The organism is Shewanella sp. 10N.286.51.B8 (assembly GCF_041469325.1).
Classification (GTDB): Bacteria; Pseudomonadota; Gammaproteobacteria; order Enterobacterales; family Shewanellaceae; genus Shewanella.
In genome coordinates, this window is record NZ_JBFRKG010000004.1 from 137,750 (window position 1) to 155,467 (window position 17,718).

The 17,718-nt window shown below is 42.7% G+C and carries 16 protein-coding genes; 5 read left to right on the top strand and 11 right to left on the bottom strand.

All coding sequences use genetic code 11. The features are described 5' to 3' along the window. Positions 1–102 precede the first annotated feature (102 nt). Complete coding sequence (locus AB4160_RS01890) at positions 103–1,479, bottom strand: DUF4397 domain-containing protein (RefSeq protein ID WP_372003431.1); 1,377 nt, start codon at positions 1,477–1,479, stop codon at positions 103–105. A 212-nt stretch (positions 1,480–1,691) separates the two neighbouring features. Here AB4160_RS01890 and AB4160_RS01895 point away from each other — a divergent pair, with 212 nt between their 5' ends. Then, positions 1,692–3,014 (top strand): endonuclease/exonuclease/phosphatase family protein, encoded by a 1,323-nt coding sequence (locus AB4160_RS01895; RefSeq protein ID WP_372003433.1) that lies wholly within the window; start codon positions 1,692–1,694, stop codon positions 3,012–3,014. Positions 3,015–3,067: 53 nt separating this feature from the next. On the opposite strand, the gene pepN is transcribed toward AB4160_RS01895, so the two are convergent. The 6 genes from pepN to AB4160_RS01925 form a co-directional block, all read right to left on the bottom strand. After that, complete coding sequence (gene pepN, locus AB4160_RS01900) at positions 3,068–5,701, bottom strand: aminopeptidase N (protein ID WP_102532007.1); 2,634 nt, start codon at positions 5,699–5,701, stop codon at positions 3,068–3,070. A gap of 97 nt (positions 5,702–5,798) precedes the next feature. After that, a complete protein-coding gene (gene lpoB / locus AB4160_RS01905; protein ID WP_372003435.1) occupies positions 5,799–6,392 on the bottom strand; it encodes a penicillin-binding protein activator LpoB in 594 nt (197 codons plus the stop codon). A gap of 68 nt (positions 6,393–6,460) precedes the next feature. After that, positions 6,461–7,834 carry a COG3014 family protein gene (locus AB4160_RS01910; RefSeq protein ID WP_372002057.1) on the bottom strand — a complete coding sequence of 458 codons (1,374 nt, stop codon included), beginning with the start codon at positions 7,832–7,834 and terminating at the stop codon, positions 6,461–6,463. Next, positions 7,828–8,364 carry a peptide deformylase gene (def, locus tag AB4160_RS01915; RefSeq protein ID WP_102438412.1) on the bottom strand — a complete coding sequence of 179 codons (537 nt, stop codon included), beginning with the start codon at positions 8,362–8,364 and terminating at the stop codon, positions 7,828–7,830. Before def ends, AB4160_RS01910 begins: the two co-directional genes overlap by 7 nt. A gap of 134 nt (positions 8,365–8,498) precedes the next feature. Further along, positions 8,499–8,711 (bottom strand): SlyX family protein, encoded by a 213-nt coding sequence (locus tag AB4160_RS01920; RefSeq protein ID WP_076540726.1) that lies wholly within the window; start codon positions 8,709–8,711, stop codon positions 8,499–8,501. Between the two features lie 21 nt (positions 8,712–8,732). Next, positions 8,733–9,698 (bottom strand): WD40 repeat domain-containing protein, encoded by a 966-nt coding sequence (locus tag AB4160_RS01925; RefSeq protein ID WP_372003436.1) that lies wholly within the window; start codon positions 9,696–9,698, stop codon positions 8,733–8,735. A gap of 150 nt (positions 9,699–9,848) precedes the next feature. Here AB4160_RS01925 and fkpA point away from each other — a divergent pair, with 150 nt between their 5' ends. Further along, a complete protein-coding gene (gene fkpA / locus AB4160_RS01930; RefSeq protein ID WP_102438416.1) occupies positions 9,849–10,601 on the top strand; it encodes an FKBP-type peptidyl-prolyl cis-trans isomerase in 753 nt (250 codons plus the stop codon). Positions 10,602–10,656: 55 nt separating this feature from the next. On the opposite strand, the gene AB4160_RS01935 is transcribed toward fkpA, so the two are convergent. Beyond that, the gene (locus tag AB4160_RS01935; protein WP_102476908.1) at positions 10,657–11,625 is read right to left on the bottom strand and encodes a zinc transporter ZntB; all 969 of its coding nucleotides are present in this window, start codon (positions 11,623–11,625) and stop codon (positions 10,657–10,659) included. Positions 11,626–11,882: 257 nt separating this feature from the next. Between AB4160_RS01935 and AB4160_RS01940 the strand changes: the two genes are divergently transcribed. Then, positions 11,883–12,254, top strand: a complete 372-nt coding sequence (locus tag AB4160_RS01940) for a YacL family protein (protein WP_102438420.1) — start codon at positions 11,883–11,885, stop codon at positions 12,252–12,254. Between the two features lie 137 nt (positions 12,255–12,391). Here the strand turns inward: AB4160_RS01940 and AB4160_RS01945 are convergent, their stop codons facing one another. Together AB4160_RS01945 and narQ are read right to left on the bottom strand one after the other, a co-directional pair. Beyond that, positions 12,392–13,021, bottom strand: a complete 630-nt coding sequence (locus tag AB4160_RS01945; protein ID WP_102438422.1) for a response regulator — start codon at positions 13,019–13,021, stop codon at positions 12,392–12,394. Continuing rightward, positions 13,014–14,750, bottom strand: a complete 1,737-nt coding sequence (gene narQ / locus AB4160_RS01950) for a nitrate/nitrite two-component system sensor histidine kinase NarQ (protein ID WP_303412005.1) — start codon at positions 14,748–14,750, stop codon at positions 13,014–13,016. The genes AB4160_RS01945 and narQ overlap by 8 nt, the downstream gene beginning before the upstream one ends. A gap of 249 nt (positions 14,751–14,999) precedes the next feature. Here narQ and nrfA point away from each other — a divergent pair, with 249 nt between their 5' ends. Both nrfA and AB4160_RS01960 read left to right on the top strand, forming a co-directional pair. Further along, a complete protein-coding gene (gene nrfA / locus AB4160_RS01955) occupies positions 15,000–16,394 on the top strand; it encodes an ammonia-forming nitrite reductase cytochrome c552 subunit (RefSeq protein ID WP_198590494.1) in 1,395 nt (464 codons plus the stop codon). Positions 16,395–16,535: 141 nt separating this feature from the next. Next, positions 16,536–16,961, top strand: coding sequence for a GFA family protein (locus AB4160_RS01960; RefSeq protein ID WP_102438428.1), 426 nt, complete (start codon positions 16,536–16,538; stop codon positions 16,959–16,961). Positions 16,962–17,031: 70 nt separating this feature from the next. On the opposite strand, the gene AB4160_RS01965 is transcribed toward AB4160_RS01960, so the two are convergent. Next, a partial coding sequence (locus AB4160_RS01965; RefSeq protein ID WP_372003437.1) for a M16 family metallopeptidase occupies positions 17,032–17,718 on the bottom strand: 687 nt, incomplete at its 5' end.

Sequence of the window (17,718 nt, forward strand, 5' to 3'; positions counted from 1 at the left end):
ACTTATCTGGGTGAGGGATAAGTCGCAAAAGGTAACGCAGGGACGGGTAAATCGTGTTTAATCAATACTCATACTGGGTAGATATCAGTATTGAATTGGTTGTTACTCTTCTTCGGCAACAAAGTCATCCATTAGAATAACTGAAAACATAGAAGTGTCATTTTCTGCATCCACTGCAGCAACGCTGTATAGCCCATTTGCAGCTAAGCTCACTGGCAGTGGACCAATGGCAACAGTTTTAGTACCTGTTACAGTGACGCTTACGGTGTAATCACCTGGGGCAACACTTAAACTACCTGACGCTGCTTTAAATGGTACATCTGTTAGCGCAGGCTCTGATGCACTGATGTCGGCTGTAGGGGTGAGGTAAACATCGACATTACCCGCTGAGTACGAAGCGTGGATGACGTTTAATCTAGCTTCAGTTGCAATGCGGCGAGTGTGCTCGGCAAAGGCCCAAGGGCTAATGTCGTTGTCAGATAAAGAGCCGACTGCGAGCACTGAGTAGCTGGCACCTAGCATTAAATCGACTTCGGCATCTTTAATCACTTCAACTGAGTTATCAGCATCAGCTGCCACAGTGACTGTGTGCATGCCTTCTGGGATGTTGACGTAACCTGCAAATTGACCAAACGATAGCATGTCAATGGCGGGAGTCATGCTGCCATCAAGAAACACATCAACAGCAGGTGCGTCTGCTACGGCATGGACTACACGGATGTCGCTACCACTGCTCACATCATTTAAAAGTACTTGTGCATCTGGTAATGCCACTAACAGCGCGACAGATGAGTCTCCTGACCATTCATTTGGGATTGCCGAAATGAAGTAATCATTACCTGCGGCTAAATTGACTGTGCCTGAATCAAACACCACGGTTTTGTCACCATTTGGGGTAATTCGAATTTGATAATCAGCGGTCGGCACTTCAAGCTGATCACTGTTATCCATGTAATTGGCCGATAAGGTTGGCTCCATCATGGCGATGTCTGCCATTGGCTCGGTGACGTAAATATCCACTAAACCCACATCAGGAGCAGCATGTAATACTTGCACTCGGGCATTGTCTGCGGTGATGTCGGCTTTTTCATTGGCAACCAACTTGAGCATCAAGTTTTCATCGCTGACGTTACCTAAAGCAACGGCGGTATATTCCATATCAGCAGCGGCGGCTAAGTCGGCTGACAATACCGTTGTAGTGGTGCCATCTGCAAGCTTTGCATCTACGGTAATGGCGTAGGTTGAGGCTTCAACTTCTAACAAACCACTTGAAACGGCGTAATCGACATCGGCTAATAACTGAGCGCCATCGGCAGTGACATTAACCATAGGCGCATCGCTTGATGCGTGAATAACTCGTACTTGGGCATATTCAATATTGGGGGTTTCTTCAATAACAATTTTGTCATCGTCATCATCTGAACAAGCGGTTAGGGCGATTAGTGAAAAGCACAGACCAAGGGAGTATTTCCGTTTCATCTTTATATCCTCAAATTCATTTTGTCGTATTGTCATGTCGATGGGTAATACGGCACTTGCTAATTTAGGATCATGTTTTTATTTAATCTTTAAACACAATTGTTGGTTTTAGAGATTCTAATAGGGTGATTTTTAGTCGGTATGACAAACATCGACATAGGGGTGAATAGGGGATAATCTGTAGTCTTAATCGGTGTTGTAAGGTGTCGCGTGTGAGTTTAAAAAGCCGTCAAAATACTCTGAATAAAGCTCTTAAAAATAGTCTAGAAAAAGATCTGCAAAAGGATCAAAATAATGATCTGTTACTGCCAATAGCGGCAGATGTCGCTGCTGAAATCAAATCTAAAGTCGAACCTGAAATTGCTCCTAGCGTTGCCGCTAAAATTGAACAAAAAACTGAGCGCCAGTTTCGGGTGGCCTCGTTTAATTTATTCAACTTCATCGAGCCGCCTGCGGCTTATTATGATTTTGAAAACATCTATTCCCATCAGCAATGGCAAAAAAAGTGTCGCTGGTTAACTGACTATCTCACTGAGCAGCAACCTGACATTATTGGCTTTCAAGAAGTCTTTAGCCCCGATGCTTTAAAAGCGTTATTGCTTACTTTAGGCTATGACTATTTTGCAGTATTAGATGAACCCACCTTAGTCAGTGACTATGTTTATCAAAGCCCAGTGGTGGCGCTGGCCTCTAAGTTTCCGATCACCGAAACCGCCTTAATTAGCGTTGATGATTCACTGCTGCCACTGATGGGCATTGCCAGTGATTTTAGCTTTAGCCGCCAACCGTTACTGGCAAGGGTAAACATACCTCACTTTGGTGAGTGTGAGTGTTATGTGGTGCATTTAAAGTCTAAACGCAGTGGCATGGGTATTGACACCTTAGCCGATACTGGCATGACTGGCGGCGCTGATATTATGGCCAGACAAGCCCTTGGTACATGGGCATCGAATATGCAAAGGGGCAGTGAAGCGGCGTTATTATTTTATGAAATTGCTAAACGCCGCCAGGCTAATCAGCTGCCGGTGTTATTAATGGGTGATTTTAACGATTCTATTCAAAGCACTGCGCTGGAGGCTTTTAGGGCTAACAGTAAACGCGTGTTTAGAAGCGATATTATCGATCCAAACCTTAAAGTATTGAATGACGTTAATCTTAAAGCTGAGTTTGAACGCTTTAGCTTATTTGATAGTTATGAATTGTTTCAAGCAGGGCAAAAGCTCAATGCCACCTTAGCCCAAGATGAATATGAATCTAGTGTTAATGCAGATGAATCGACTAGCGACATTGATGATGCGCCAGCGCCTGATTTACATAAGCATGATAGGCCAGCAACCCATTATTATGGCAATACTGGCTCGGTATTAGATTATATTTTGGCAAGCTGTGAGTTTGATGCCGCTCACCCACGCAATTTAGCGGAAGTGAGTGGTTATCAAACTTACGATAGGCACTTAGTTAGGCCAGAATATGAGCGTGACAGTGATAGTACTGATCACGCGCCTATTATGATGACCTTTAGGGTTAGGCGCTAGGCTAACGTGAGTTCAAAAAGCTAGTGCTAGTTCAAAAAGCTAGCGCTCGCTTATTATCTTGCTAAGGCCTCACTCATGCTGACACAGGTTTGTTCCTGTTGGCGGGCTTCTAACAGTGCCCGCCGAGTCATTTTCGATAATCCCGTTTGGGTATTTAACACTTCAGATAAAGCTTCAATATTGGCATTGGTGCAGTCCATGGGGATTAATGCTCGGTTGTAAGCGCGCATAAATACCGGGCCTTTTTTATCAATCTCACTTAGCGTATCTAAACGCTGCTCCGCAGTAGCGGCGCTCAGTAATTTTTGTTCGCTTGGGTAAAGATGATCCATGGCGATACGGGCTTTGGCAAAGGGCAGTCGGCTGTCATCTTGTATCTTGTGTAGCCATTGACGTTTAAGGCTAGCTTGAGGGCGAGACACTTCTGCGGCAATGGCAGATTTTTGGCCACTGTCGCTGTTATCTTGTTGTTTTTCGTTTGCCAGCAACGCCGCGCTATTAGGGTAATCATAGCGATTTAATTGAATGATTATTTTCCAACGTAAATCCTGACTGATAGTTAACCCTTTAATCGGCGCAATGCCAGCCAAGATATCGGCTAAGTGCCCAAGGGCGGCATTGTCGCTGGCTAAGCTAATATAAGCATCAAACCAACGGCGCTGAAAATCAGCATCGTCGTGGTGCTCCATGGTCATGCGTAAACTCATTTGTGTTAGCGCTTTGCTGACTTTAGTGGCATAAGATTTATGGTTAGGCGCCATGCTATGAAGGTTTTTTTGCACCTCTGTTAAGTAGCCAATGACTTGGCCTAAAATGGTGTAGTCTTTTTCTAATGGGGCATTAACTAAGGCGACATTAATAAACTGCTTTAATGAGGTGTGGCCATCGCTAACACTGTCCCACATGCTTTGCCATAACATTGACCGCAGTAATGGGTCACTGACCTTAGCTAACTGCTGCTTTACCGTGTTAAACGAGCGCTGATCTAACTCAACCTTTACAAAGCCCCAATCATCAAAATTTGGGTAAACCAAGTCTGGGCAATACTCGCCTACAAGTTCAGGTACCTCGGTAATGGCGCCTTTATAAGTGACCGCTACCGTGGTGCTATGGTGAATAAAATGCCGCGCTGCTCTAAATAATGCCACTTGTACTTTTTGTTCTCGCAGGGTGGCAAAGTCTTCACTTGGGGCGCTTTGTAGCAATGAAAACTTGCTGATGCGATGGTCTTTACATTGGTATTGGGCTGTTAAGGTGTTAACCCCAGCTTGGTACAGCCACTCTTGTGTCCACTGGCTTAAGTCGCGATTACTGGCTTTGGCAAGGCTATTAATAAAATCCGCTAACTGGGCATTTTGATAACTGTATGTTTTAAGGTATTGCTGCACACCTTGTTGGAATGTCTCAGCGCCCAGTAAATGGCGTAATTGCATTAACACCGACGCGCCTTTTGAATAGGTAATAGCATCAATATTATCAAAGGCATTATTGCTACTGGCCACAGGAACTTCGATGGGGTGAGTGGTCACTAGGCTATCTTGCTGATACGCCTTTAGCTTGCCACTGGCGTAAAAGCTGCGCCAAGCGTGGTTAAATTCGGTGGCTTCGCTGGTGGCCAAGGTGCCCATAAAGGAGGCAAAGCTTTCGTTGAGCCATAAGCCATTCCACCATTTCATGGTCACTAAATTGCCAAACCACTGGTGCGCCATTTCATGCATGATAACCCCAGCTAACCGCTGCCTTTGGGCGGCGGTCATGGTGTCTTTTACCATAAAGCGGCTTTCTGAGTAGGTAATGGCGCCAGCATTCTCCATCGCGCCATAGAGAAAATCAGGCACTAATAATTGGTCGTACTTTTTAAAAGGGTAGTCAATACCAAAGTAATCATCAAAGAAGCTGAGGCCTTGCTTGGTGTAAGTAAACCAATCTTGATAGTTAACTTGCTCAGCCACAGATTGGCGGGCAAATAAACGCATGGGGTATTTGCCTGAGTTATCTTGCCACACATGATAAGGCCCAGCATGCATTGAGAAGTTATAAGGGCTCAGTTTTGGCGTCGCTGGGAAAGTCCAAATTTTGCTGTCGCCAAGATCTTCAATATGGGTTTCAGCCATGGTGCTTATCACCTGCCAGCTTGGCGGCGCTTCAACAGTAATTTGAAAGCTGGCTTTTAAATCGGGTTGGTCAAACACGGCAAACATTTGCTGGGCAGCAGCGGGTTCAAAATGGGAATACAAATATACCTTGCCATCAACGGGGTCTTCAAAGCGATGCAAGCCCTCGCCATTGGTACTGTGCTCGCGGCTGTAGCTTATCTCAATGGTGTTTTTGCCACTTGATAAAAGCAGCGGGTTAATGGTGAGGTATGCGCCATTGTAGTTAGGGTAAAGGCTTTTGCCATTAATCAATAATTTGCTGATATTGGCTTGGTTTAAGTCGATGGTTAATGCTTCCGCTGTGCTTGCAAGGCTAAAATCTATTTTGCTAATGGCCTCAAAACGGGTTTCACCAGTGAGGGTAAAACTGAGTTGGTAATCTACCTCTGACACCACATTTGAGCGAGCTTTAGCTTGGCCCTGAGTGATGTTCGCGCTGCCATCTCGGGGTTTGATATTGGGCGCGGTGGCATTACAGGCAAATAAACTGGAGCAGACCAGTGCAATAAGCGCAGACTTAAACGAGTTCACAAATTCTTCCCTAACCTAATTTGATGTTTTTATTATTGTTATTTTTGCTATAAAAAAGCCGACGTGACGTCGGCTTATGATTGTAAATCGAATAGGCTTACATGCCTAAGAAAGACTTCGATTTTACTTTATGGATTTCTTTTTCATCAGACCATTCAATTAAGCCTGTTTCAAGATCCATAAGACGCATGGTCATTTTATAGTAAACATCTTTAGTGCTGCCATCTTGTTTTACTATGCTAGAAAGATTGCCGTATAGCATGTATTGCGCGCCCACTTGGCGGCCAAACTTAATCGCAGTTGATGGGTCGACCATGCCAGCATTGTTTTGGTAATCAAGCTGCTTGCGCACTGAATCGACTTTGGTCATGTCAATAAAGCGGAACTTACCTGAGCGTAATAGCTTGTTACTGATGGTGTCAGTGACTGATTCTGTGTCGATGTGCTCTGAGGTTTTATTTTTAATTTTATCAACGAAAATAATTGGGCGATCGTTTTGGGTCATTACGATCACTGGTGGGAAGGTTAACATGCTGTCGACCATTTTGGCGGCAATGACTTGTAGATCCGTTGAACCGAAGTTTTCATTCACGGTTTCTACTTCTGTGGCATCGCCATACTCAACCTTAGATTGACACGCTGATAGCCCAATAACCGCAGCTAAAACAAAAATCAGTTTAAAATGTTTCATAGTAAGTTCCATGTTAGATAAAAGGTAAAGTTGTTGTTTTTAAAAAGTCGCGTTAAATAGGAGTCGTATTAAATTATTATTGAATAAAAACGGGTTTGATTGCCAGTTTCTATTACCCAAATTAAGGTGGCCCGATTAGCGTGAACATTAATGGTCGCAGCTGGGCTGTTACCTAGGCTGACTTGATAGGCGCCTGGCTCAATATATTGGCGCGCTATTTGCGCTTGCCTTGGCAGCGTTAGCCAACTTCTTCTGTCTGCTTGCTCAGTTACCACATTGAATATTTGCATTAATATGGCGGCGGCATCGGCTTCATTATTACGGCGTTTACTGCCACTTTCGACGCTGCGAGTAAACTCTGATTTAGTATAGACCCGCGCGGCTTGTCGAACCAATGCGCCGGGTAAATCTTCTTTTAAGGCATTAATGGCTAAGGCATCGATATTGGCAATGGGCTCAGCTTTTAGCACTGTGCCAAAACCTTGAATGATTGAGGGCGGGATCACTTGGTTATAGGGCTGGTAAGTGGCTAATGACACCGTTTGCCAGTTGCCATGAATTGTAAACGGCACGGTCAGGCTTTGTTTTTCGGGGACAAAGCCACGTTCAACCACCATCACCACCTGACCTTGGCCTTGTTTAGGTAAAATGGCATCTCCCCAACGGCGTTTGAATTCATCATATTGCGGCATTGAAAGTTGCTTGGCTAACCTGACTAAATCTTGTTGGAGGTATTTATTATTCGGGCTTATTTGAGCGGCTTTACGGTAATCAATATAGGCATCATTGGGCTCGCCCAATAACTCATGCAGTAACCCTGTAGTGTAATAGCTGTAGGCATTTAAAAAGGAACTGGTGACTGTGCCAGCCGCTGATCCTAATTTATTTAATTCGCTATCAATGGTGCCATTGGCCATGGCTTGCACTGATTTTTGCGATTTTTGGTAGCGCGCCTGCTCACTGCTTTGCAGCTCATTACTGCGGCGCACTTCAATTAACGCCCCTTGGGGATCGCCGGCAAATAAATAGTTAAAGGCTTGGTATTGATGCACCATAATGCGCTCATAGCCAGGGCCGCGATATGGAATGGCATTGTCGTTTAATACTAGGCTACTGGCGGTGGCGGTTAAGTCTGAGGCGCTAATAACGGCTCTGTCATCAAAGGCTTGATAGGCTTTGATGGCTTGTTGGTAATAATTTTTACTGGCATCAAAATCACCCGATATTTGCGCTACTCGGCCAGCTTCTTGGGCGTAAAGTAGGCCATCATTGGTATCAATTTCACCGGCCAACTCATTAAGTTTGGCGCTGGGTGTTGGGCCACTGAGTTGCTGTTTAATCGGCGCAATTTGCGAAGGGTAGTTAATCAGCACACTATTATAAGCGCAGCCTGATAACAGGATTGGCAATAGGAAAATACTGCTCAGTGCTTTCATTAGCATACGTCCTGCAACCGTGATTTTTCTTGGTCGAAGGCCTGTTGCTGATCTGGCATATTTATCCTTTCTAGCAAAGTAATACCTTGTAAATGATCAAATTCATGTTGAAAAATGCGGGCATCAAAGCCGCTCAACTGTTGTGTTACCCACTTACCGCTTAAGGTTTGGTATTCCACGTTAATGTGTTTATGCCGATAGACGCTAACACGCTGGTTATCGATTGATAAGCATCCCTCTGTAGCCGCTTCCACCTCTAACGAACTGCTAATTATTTGTGGGTTGATAACTATGGTTGCTTGGCTTGTGGGTATTGAGGGATAGCGCGCATTTGGCCTTGAATGCATAATAAATACCGCTTTATTACTAAACACTTGTGGCGCAGCGATCCCGACTCCATTGGCTGCCAACATAGTAGCCATCATATCGTCGGTTAGCTGAACCAGAGCTTGATCAAAAGTAACAACGGGCTGAGTTTGGTGAGTTAAAATAGCGGCACCGGTTTTAGCAATCGTTAGAATGTTACTTTCTAGCATATAATCCCTTACTGAAAATTCAGCTTGATAACATCAAGCGAATTCTTGACTCTTTAATGTTAATAATAAAGCGACCACGTTATCTAAAAGCTAGCTCATAGCGGCTTAGCTCATCATGGCTTATATAGCATAGATTAATAATGTGGCGGTGGTGTTTCATCTGCTTGAGAAGCCATATTACTGGGTTCAATCGCTTGTAGTTTATTGACGATTAATGACAATTGATGTTGCTGAAACGCAACAAGGTCATTTAATTTAATCACTTCTTGATTGAGATCTTCAATGGTTGCTTCTTGAAAAGCGACTTTCATTTCTAAATCATCAATTTTTTGATGTACATCTTGCATTAATCTTCTCCAAACATGGCACTATTTTAAGTTGCCCCATGTTTCTACTAAACCTTGATTACTGATACTGATGATGTTTTGATTTTCATCACTTGCAATAGAGTATACAACGGCACCTCTATTTTGGCTGTTTTTCGTCAGCTGAATTTGCCTTGTTGTTTGTTTTTTACCAGTTTTTGTATCCCATAATATAATTTCTTTGGAAGGTGAGCCTGTTATTAGCTGTTTATCTTGATGAATAAACCTGGCACTACTAAAGGTCATTTGGCGTCGGTTTATGGCCAATTGCGATTGCTGTGCGCCAGTGTCATTGTGATAGATATAGGCATGACCTTTAATATCACTGACAAAACTCAAGCTGCCGCGCTGATTCAATTGTACTTTACTAAGGCGTGACTCAAGTTGCCATTGCTGAATCGGTTGGCCTGTTTGTGCTTGCCACAAGATAACAGAGCCATCATTGGAGCCTGTTAGTGCCCGCTGGCCATCAGCGGAAATTGACACGCTTGAAACGCGCTCATTATGGCCCAAAAATTTAATCAGATTTTTCTCTGGTGCCAATGACATTACTGAGCCATCAATCAATCCCACTAGGGTTTGGGCATTATTAGCAATCGCCACCGATTGTGCTGATGCGGGCAACGACCACCAGCCAATGGATTTACCACTTTGGATATTCCAAATCACTAATGAGCTATTAGATAATGTCGCGGCATAATGCGCATTGGCAGAGATCGCTGTATCAAAGACGCTATTATCGCTTTCGCTAGCACTATTGCCATGCTGCCAATGGTATTTTAGCTGGTTAGCCTTGAGATCCCACCATAAAATCCCATTACTTGCTGTACTAACAAGTGCATATTGGCCATTTTCAGATAAGCTGGCGCTGTAACTGGCATCATCAGTGACGCTAAAGACGTGTGTGGCAGAGGGATGACAACCTATGAGTAAGCAAATGCAAAATATCAGCATTATGATCCTAACCATGAACTTACTCCCATAAATGTTGTCTCATTGGCGTTGATATGACTTACGGCCATTGCTAAAAACACTTTAATTAGTATAAAGTGGCCAAATATATACAAATTTTACATTTAAAGGTTATTGTAACCGCTCAAGAGTGCTGAGGAAGCTTTAATGAAATCTATTTACAAATTATCGTTAGTTGCATTGGCTGTAGTTGGTCTAACAGCGTGTAATCAAGAGCAAGAAGTTGTTGCTAAAAAAGTTGAATTAACAACGGATGCACAAAAAGAAGCTTACAGTGTTGGTGGTTCTATTGGCCGTTACATGGCGGGTCATATTACTGAACAAGAAGAGTTAGGGTTTGCAGTTGATAGAACTTTAGTTATCCAAGGTTTTAGCGATGGTTTAGCTGATACGCTAGAGTTAACTGAAGAAGAGATGCAAGTGGTTCTTCAAGGTTTAGACACTAAATTAAACGAAAAGCGTACTGAGCAAGCTGCATTATTAGCCAGCAAAGCGGTTGAAGAAGGTAAAAAGTTCCTTGAAACCAACAAAGCTAAAGAAGGCGTAGTAACCACAGAATCTGGTTTACAGTACGAAGTACTTGAAGCGGGTGCAGGTGACACTCCAGTTGCTGAAGACACGGTTGAAGTACACTATAAAGGTACTTTGATTGACGGTACTGAGTTTGATAGCTCATACAGCCGTGGTGAGCCAGCTAAGTTCCCACTAAACCGCGTTATTCCTGGTTGGACTGAAGGTGTTCAATTAATGCCTGTTGGTGCTAAGTACAAGTTCGTTATCCCATCAGAACTTGCTTACGGCGAACGTGATACTGGTACTATCCCAGCTAATTCAACCTTAGTATTTGAAGTTGAATTGCTGTCTATCGAAAAAGCACAAGCGGCACCAGCTGCGCAGTAATTTTTCGAATAATAAAAAAGGACGCCAAGCGTCCTTTTTTATTGTCTGAAAATCACTACAACCATTTAAAGCGATAAAATAGCCACATTTGCAGCGCAATAATGGCAAACAGTCCTGCACAAAATAAGCTGAACGCTAAATGGCTATCAGTACCAGGTATGCCGCCAATATTGACCCCAAGCAAGCCCGTTAAAAAGCCCAATGGTAAAAATATTGCTGAGATCAGTGACAGAAAATAAAGCCGTTTATTAAGCTGCTCAGATTGTACTGATTGCAGCTGCTCTTGAGTGACGCTGGCTCTATCACGCACCGCATCTAAATCCTCAATGACCCGAATGAGCACTTCATTAATTTCTCTAATGCGAAGCTTATGCTCAGTATTAAAGAGCAAGTGGCTGTCATTGAGTAGCCGCGAAAAAGCATCCCGTTGGGGCGAAAAGTATCGCCGTAAAATAACCGTTTGCTTACGCAGCTCAGCAATATCGGAGCGTAAAGTTTGGCTGTTATGCTCAGACACCTGCTCATCAAGGTTATCTAGTTCATCTTCCAGATTATGGATGAGTTCTACTTTTCTGTGGGTTAAACGTTCACATAAAGAGATAAGAAAATCAGCACTAGAATCAATAGATCCAGGTGAGCTTATTATCTGTTGAGCAATATCTTTTACCGATTGTAGTGGCCGTTCACAGGTAGAGATTATCCGCTGTGGCTGGGCGAAAACGCGCATCGACACCATGTCTTCTGGCGCTGAATTGGGGTTAAGGTTAACTCCGCGTAAAGCCATTAATATACCATCTGCAGTGCTAAGAGCCCTTGGGCGAGTGTGCTCTGCCAGTAGGGTGTCTGTTTCAGTGGCGGGTAATTGGGCGTTGTTAATCCACGCTATGGCATCGGCTGCGCTATAACGCAGATGTAGCCACAATAAACCATCTGCAGGCTGCCATTGGTTAACTTGCTCAGGTGTTAAACTTTGACCAGCATTAGGACCTGATAACAATAAGCAATATATAAAACCTGATTCCATATGATTCCTTATACCTAGGCGGTATGGTGTATGGTTTAAAAGCGGATTTATCTTGTTGGTAATGCCTATCCTATCACTTAGCATTAAATATACCGCTAACTATTTAACCTACTTGCTAATGCCTTATTAAGGCATTTTAGATGCTGTAAGTTTAAATACCATTCGGGGTATTTTTAATTATTTACTGGCTGTAATTAAGCAGTTTGCATCAATATCAGTTAAAATAGACTTAATGCCTTATTTAATTGAGCTTTACCATGGAATATGAATTTCGCCGTAATAGTCTAGACGGCACCGTGTTTGCAGAATTCAGTATGGAGCATGCGATACTCGGACGATTTTTTGCTGAGCAACTTGGTACTGATAAATCCCAATGCCACGATATTTTGCAGCAAATTGAACAAATTAGGGCCAGCAAAAAAGCAGGCTGGTCGTGGCAAAGTAACGATTTGTCTATCGCGATTGACAGTGAGCAGGTGCGGATTTATACCAATGCCATTGATTTTGATGAAGACTTTGACTTGGAAGAGTCAATGAATATGTATGATGCAGAGTCAGAAGCCTTTTGTGGTTTAGAAGACTTTGAAAGTGCCTTAAAGAGTTGGGTTGAGTTTATCGCCAGAGCCTAGTTGATGTTTCGTCAGGCATCTTGACCTTATAGCTGTTTATTATTGCTTTAGAGATAAAAATGGATGATAGCCAGTGGCTGTCATCCATTTTTTATGGCCTAAACACTTTCAATGGGCACAAGTAGCTGCGACTGAAGTTAGTGGTTTAAGTATCTTACCGCCATTTCAGTTCTTGATTTAGCATTGGCTTTACGTAATAAGTTTTTCACGTGAACTTTTACCGTACCTTCACTGATATGTAAATCTTCAGCGACCACGCGGTTGCTTTTACCTTCGGCAAGCTCTTTGAGAATTTGCAATTCACGTGGGGTTAACGAGGCTATCCAAGTTTCATCATTATCAGCATTTTTCAGCTCATAAATGTATTCTTCGACCTCATCACTAATAACGCGATGGCCAAGCATGGCTTTTTTAAGCTGCTCTAATAATAAATCTGGCTCAGTATCTTTAAGTAAATAGCCGTCAGCGCCAGCGCGTAATAGCCGCACCACATCTTGTTTAGCATCAGACACGGTCAAGATCACAATACGAGCAGTGACTCCTTCTTGACGCATAGCATTTAAGGTATCTAAGCCTGACATGCCTTTCATATTAAGGTCGAGCAAAATAATATCAGGTTCGTCTTCACCTATTGCGGTTAATGCATCTAACCCCGTTCCGGCTTCACCAAATAGTTTAAAATCGCTATCTGAGGTTATTAACTGACAGATGCCACGCCGAAGTAGAGGGTGGTCATCAACTACGAGTACAGAATAAGGTTTACCCATTTAAAGGCTCCTGCTGGGGTGGAAATACGAGGGAAACAGTTGTGCCGCCCTGCGGATTATTGTCAAACTTTACCGTGCCGTGCAATTTAGTTGCACGCTCATGCATGATGCCGATGCCAAAATGTTGATCCCGCTCTTTTAAGTGAGAGACACCAATGCCGTCATCTTTTATGTTGATTTGTATCATACCAGAGTCTGCTAAAAAACAATCAATAACTATTTTATTTGGCTTGGCATGTTTTATGGCATTAATGGTTGCTTCACGCATTAAATGTAGCACATGAATATGCTGGCTTGAGGCAAATAGGTGCTGCGAAAGGCTATATTTAAGCTCAATGTTAATGCCAGATTGCTTACGTAACTCACTAATCATGACTTCAATGGCTTGGTTTAAATTAGGCTCTTTAATGGTTAAGCGGAAGGTGGATAATAGTTCTCGTAATTGACCGTATGCTACGCTAACACCTTCATTAATATCAGCTAATTGTGATGCTACTTTCTCAGTTTTATGTGCTGGTTGAATTTGTTTTCCTAATAAACTCACCTGAATTTTTAAATATGATAATAGCTGACCTAGAGAGTCGTGTAGCTCTCTGGCAATCACGGCGCGCTCTTCCATTAAAGCTAATTGCTGGCGCTCTTCGGTGGCATTATGGATCACAATAGAGCGGGTTAGCATCATAGCGAAATTGACAAATAACATGTTATTGATCGGCTTTAGAGAAATAACTTCCAGATAACCTAAGGTTTTATTTTCCAGTTTAAGGTCAAACTTAACAGGGATTAGTTTGCTTTCTTTATTTAGGATATGTTCAGGTGATGGCCAGCCTGTATCAGCCTCAATGGTATCGATTGAATGGTCATCATGTTCGATAACAAGGCGTAAAAAATCAAGACTTTCAAATTGCTGCAGCTGGTTTAATGCTAAGCCCAATGCTTTGTAATCCAGTCTGTCAGCATGAAGCATAATTAAGTTGTCATATAAAAAACTCAACTCATTATTGGCGCGAGTTAAGGCAGTGGTTTTTTCATTTACTTGGCCTTCTAAGTCTTGATATAGCCTATCAAGCTCGGCGGCGGTCTTTTTGAAAGCGACCCCTAATGAGTGCAGCTCTATATAGTCTGTGGCTGGCACCTCAACGTTAAATTTTCCTTTAGATATTGAATTGGCCACATCCATTAATTGCAGTATCGGTTGCACCATCTTTTTGCGGGTATAGCGGGTCGCAAAACTTGCCACTATTAGCATTAAAAATAAACCGATTATTTGGCTTATAACTAATGCTCTGAGCTTAAATGCCGCAAACCGCTCCATTTCTAGCACCAGTAAATCAATAGTATCAACAAAGTCTTTTAGGGCAGCGGTATAGAGTGGTTTTTCATTATTTTCAATGAAATAACGCATTTGTTGCCATTTATCAATGACCAATAAATATTGGTCTGAAAGTTCTTTCGGGCTATACCAAGCATTGGAGCGCTGTAGTGCTTCAGAGTCTAGGGTTTCTTCAAACTGATTTATTTTTTCATTCAATAACTGTGGTTCTCGCTCTAAAAATAACTTTAAGCGGTAACTTTGCATTCTTAATGAACCAGAGGCATTAATGGCTCGGGCATCGCCAATACTAAATGAAAGATTAATAATTGAGTACACAGCTAGGCTGGAAGAAATAAATATTAGTACTAACATTAGTCTTAATATTGTTGATGTGAGACTGCCTCGCTGCGCCATGAGTTACCCAACTTAAGTATATTATTGAACACAAAGCACTCAATTTTTTCATTGAGAGCCTTGTCATTATGTTAACAGAATAGCAAATATGTGACATACAACATATTAACACTTTGATCTAGCGCAAGCTTATTGCTTAATACTCATTAAGGGGTATTCTTAATTGAACCTTAAATGTATAAGTTTGCCAATAGAGATGTCGTGATTATTCAAATATAAAATGTAACACGGAGATGAACGGTGATGAAGATGAAAGGAAAGATTGTTGCACTAAGTGCATTATTAGCAAGCAGTTTTATGATGACTAGTGCAATGGCTAGTGATAAAACAGAACCTAGAAATGAAGTATATAAAGATAAGTACAAGCTTCAATATGAAACTTGGCATGCTACCTCAGAAAGTGATGAAATTGTTGATGTGTTAGCTCAAGATCCAAACCTTGTTGTGTTATGGGCAGGTTACGGCTTTGCTAAGGATTACAATAAAGCACGTGGTCACCATTATACCGTGACTGACTTACGTAATACATTACGTACTGGCGCACCAACAGGACCTGATGACGGCCCAATGCCTATGGCATGTTGGAGCTGTAAAAGCCCTGATGTACCTCGCATGATCGAAGAGCAAGGCGAAGACGGTTACTTCAAAGGTAAATGGGCTAAAGGCGGTCCTGAAATCGTTAACAGTCTTGGCTGTGGCGATTGTCATGAAAAAGGTTCACCAAAACTACGTATTTCTCGTCCATATGTTGATCGCGCTCTAGTAGCAATTGATAAGCCATTTGATAAAGCTTCTCGTAAAGACAAGCAATCTATGGTTTGTGGTCAATGTCACGTTGAGTACTACTTCGAGAAAACAGCAGACCGTAAAGGTTTCGTAAAATTCCCTTGGGATAACGGTACAACAGTTGAAGAAATGGAAGTGTACTACGATGCCATCAACTTCTCTGATTGGACTCATGCTGTGTCTAAAACCCCGATGCTCAAAGCACAACATCCAGGTTATGAAACTTGGCAGTTAGGTATGCACGGTAAGAACAACGTAAGTTGTACTGACTGTCACATGCCACGTGTTGCTAAAGCAAATGGTAAAGGTAAGTTTACCGATCATAAAGTGGGTAACCCATTTGATCGTTTCGAAGAAACTTGTGCAACTTGTCATAAAGGCAAGACTAAAGAGTTCATGATGGAAGTAACACATGCTAATCAAAAAAGTGTTACAGAAATCAAGCTAAGAGCTGAAACTCAACTTGTACACGCTCACTTCGAAGCGGGTGCTGCATGGGACGCTGGTGCAACTGAAGCTGAAATGAAGCCTATCCTAATGGATATCCGTCACAGCCAGTGGCGTTGGGACTTTGCAACTGCATCTCACGGTGTTGCTGCACATGCTCCAGCTGAAGCATTACGTATTTTAGGTGGCGCTGTTGATAAAGCCGCTGATGCACGTATCAAGCTGGCTCAATTACTTGCTGCTAAAGGCGTTAAAATGCCTATCGCTATCCCTGATATCTCTACTAAAGAGAAAGCACAGGAAGCACTTGGCATGGATATGGACAAAATGAATGCTGATAAGCAAAGATTCTTAAAAGAACTTGCGCCTAAGTGGGATGCTGAAGCTGAAAAGCGCGAAGCGACTTACTAATTAGCACTATTACTTAGCACTAGAACTTAGCACTAGAGCTTAGGTCATTATGTCTTGTAAAAGCCCTCTTTTGAGGGCTTTTTTATTGGGGTAAATTTATGCTTTAATTAAGGTTTACAGGCTTAACAATTGAAGGTTTATATGGATGATAAATCAACTGAGCAGGCAGCTATGCTCACGGGTGGTTGTTTGTGCGGCGCAATTCGCTATCAAGTCAGTGCTGCGCCGTTTGATGCCGATTATTGCCATTGTGTGCAGTGTCAAAAATCATCTGGGGCAGTGTTTCAAGCTTGGATGGACTTTAAGTTTGAGCAGATAAGCTGGATCGCTGGCGCAGTGACTGAATATGCCTCTTCTGAGCATATACTAAGGGGCTTTTGCGCTCAGTGTGGCTGTACTATGAGTTATCGAGACCGCCGCTATCCTGATTATTACACTTTAACCATCGCATCCCTTGATAAGCCAAGTTCAGTGAAACCCAATTACCACATTTATACTCAAAATCAGGTTAGCTGGCTTAATATTGTCGACGATTGTCAGCGTTATCAATATGAAAGAAGCAGTTGATTGATTTTGATCGACTTCAGCTGCTGTTCATTGTTGCTTCAAATACAGCTAATTTTCGCTTTAAATACAGTTAATCAGGCTCTAACTGCCTAAGCTCCCATGTGGGCAGTTTTTGCTGTAGGTCTGCGCTGATTTTGTCGGCATCACCGCGCAGCACTACGATAGGCGTGGTTAGGCTCAAGGTGTTGGCCTGTTGCAATAATTGCATCGGAGTCAGTTGTTGAAGTTGCTTCATCCCTTGGCTAAATTCAGCCGTGGTTTGGCCGCTTAATAATTGACGGATGTAGAGGCTTTCTTTACCGAATGGGCTATCAAGGCTAAGTTGCTGCTTACCTTGTAAGTAGGTCACAGTGGCATTGATTTCGTTTTGTGAGGCGGTTTGCTCAGTGATAAGACTTAAATGATCCAGCATCCCTTTTATAAAAGCGCTTGAGTTTTCTAATGCGGTGCTGCCATAAAAATACATATATTGACTCAATGGCGCATTGACGCAGCGGCCATAAACCCCATAGCTTAAGCCGCGCACTTCACGTAAATCATAAAATAACCGCCCTGAATAACCTCTACCTAATAGCGCGGCAATCATCTGACAAGTATTGGCATCTTGCACTGTCGCATCAGCTGTAGCTGTGACGAGTCCAATTCTGACTTGGGTCTGCACAGTGTCTGGCGCATCAATGATATAAAGGATTTTATCCTTTGCAGTGCTGGTTTCAACTGTGCTTGAATTTATAGTGCTTGCTTTAGCACTTGCTTT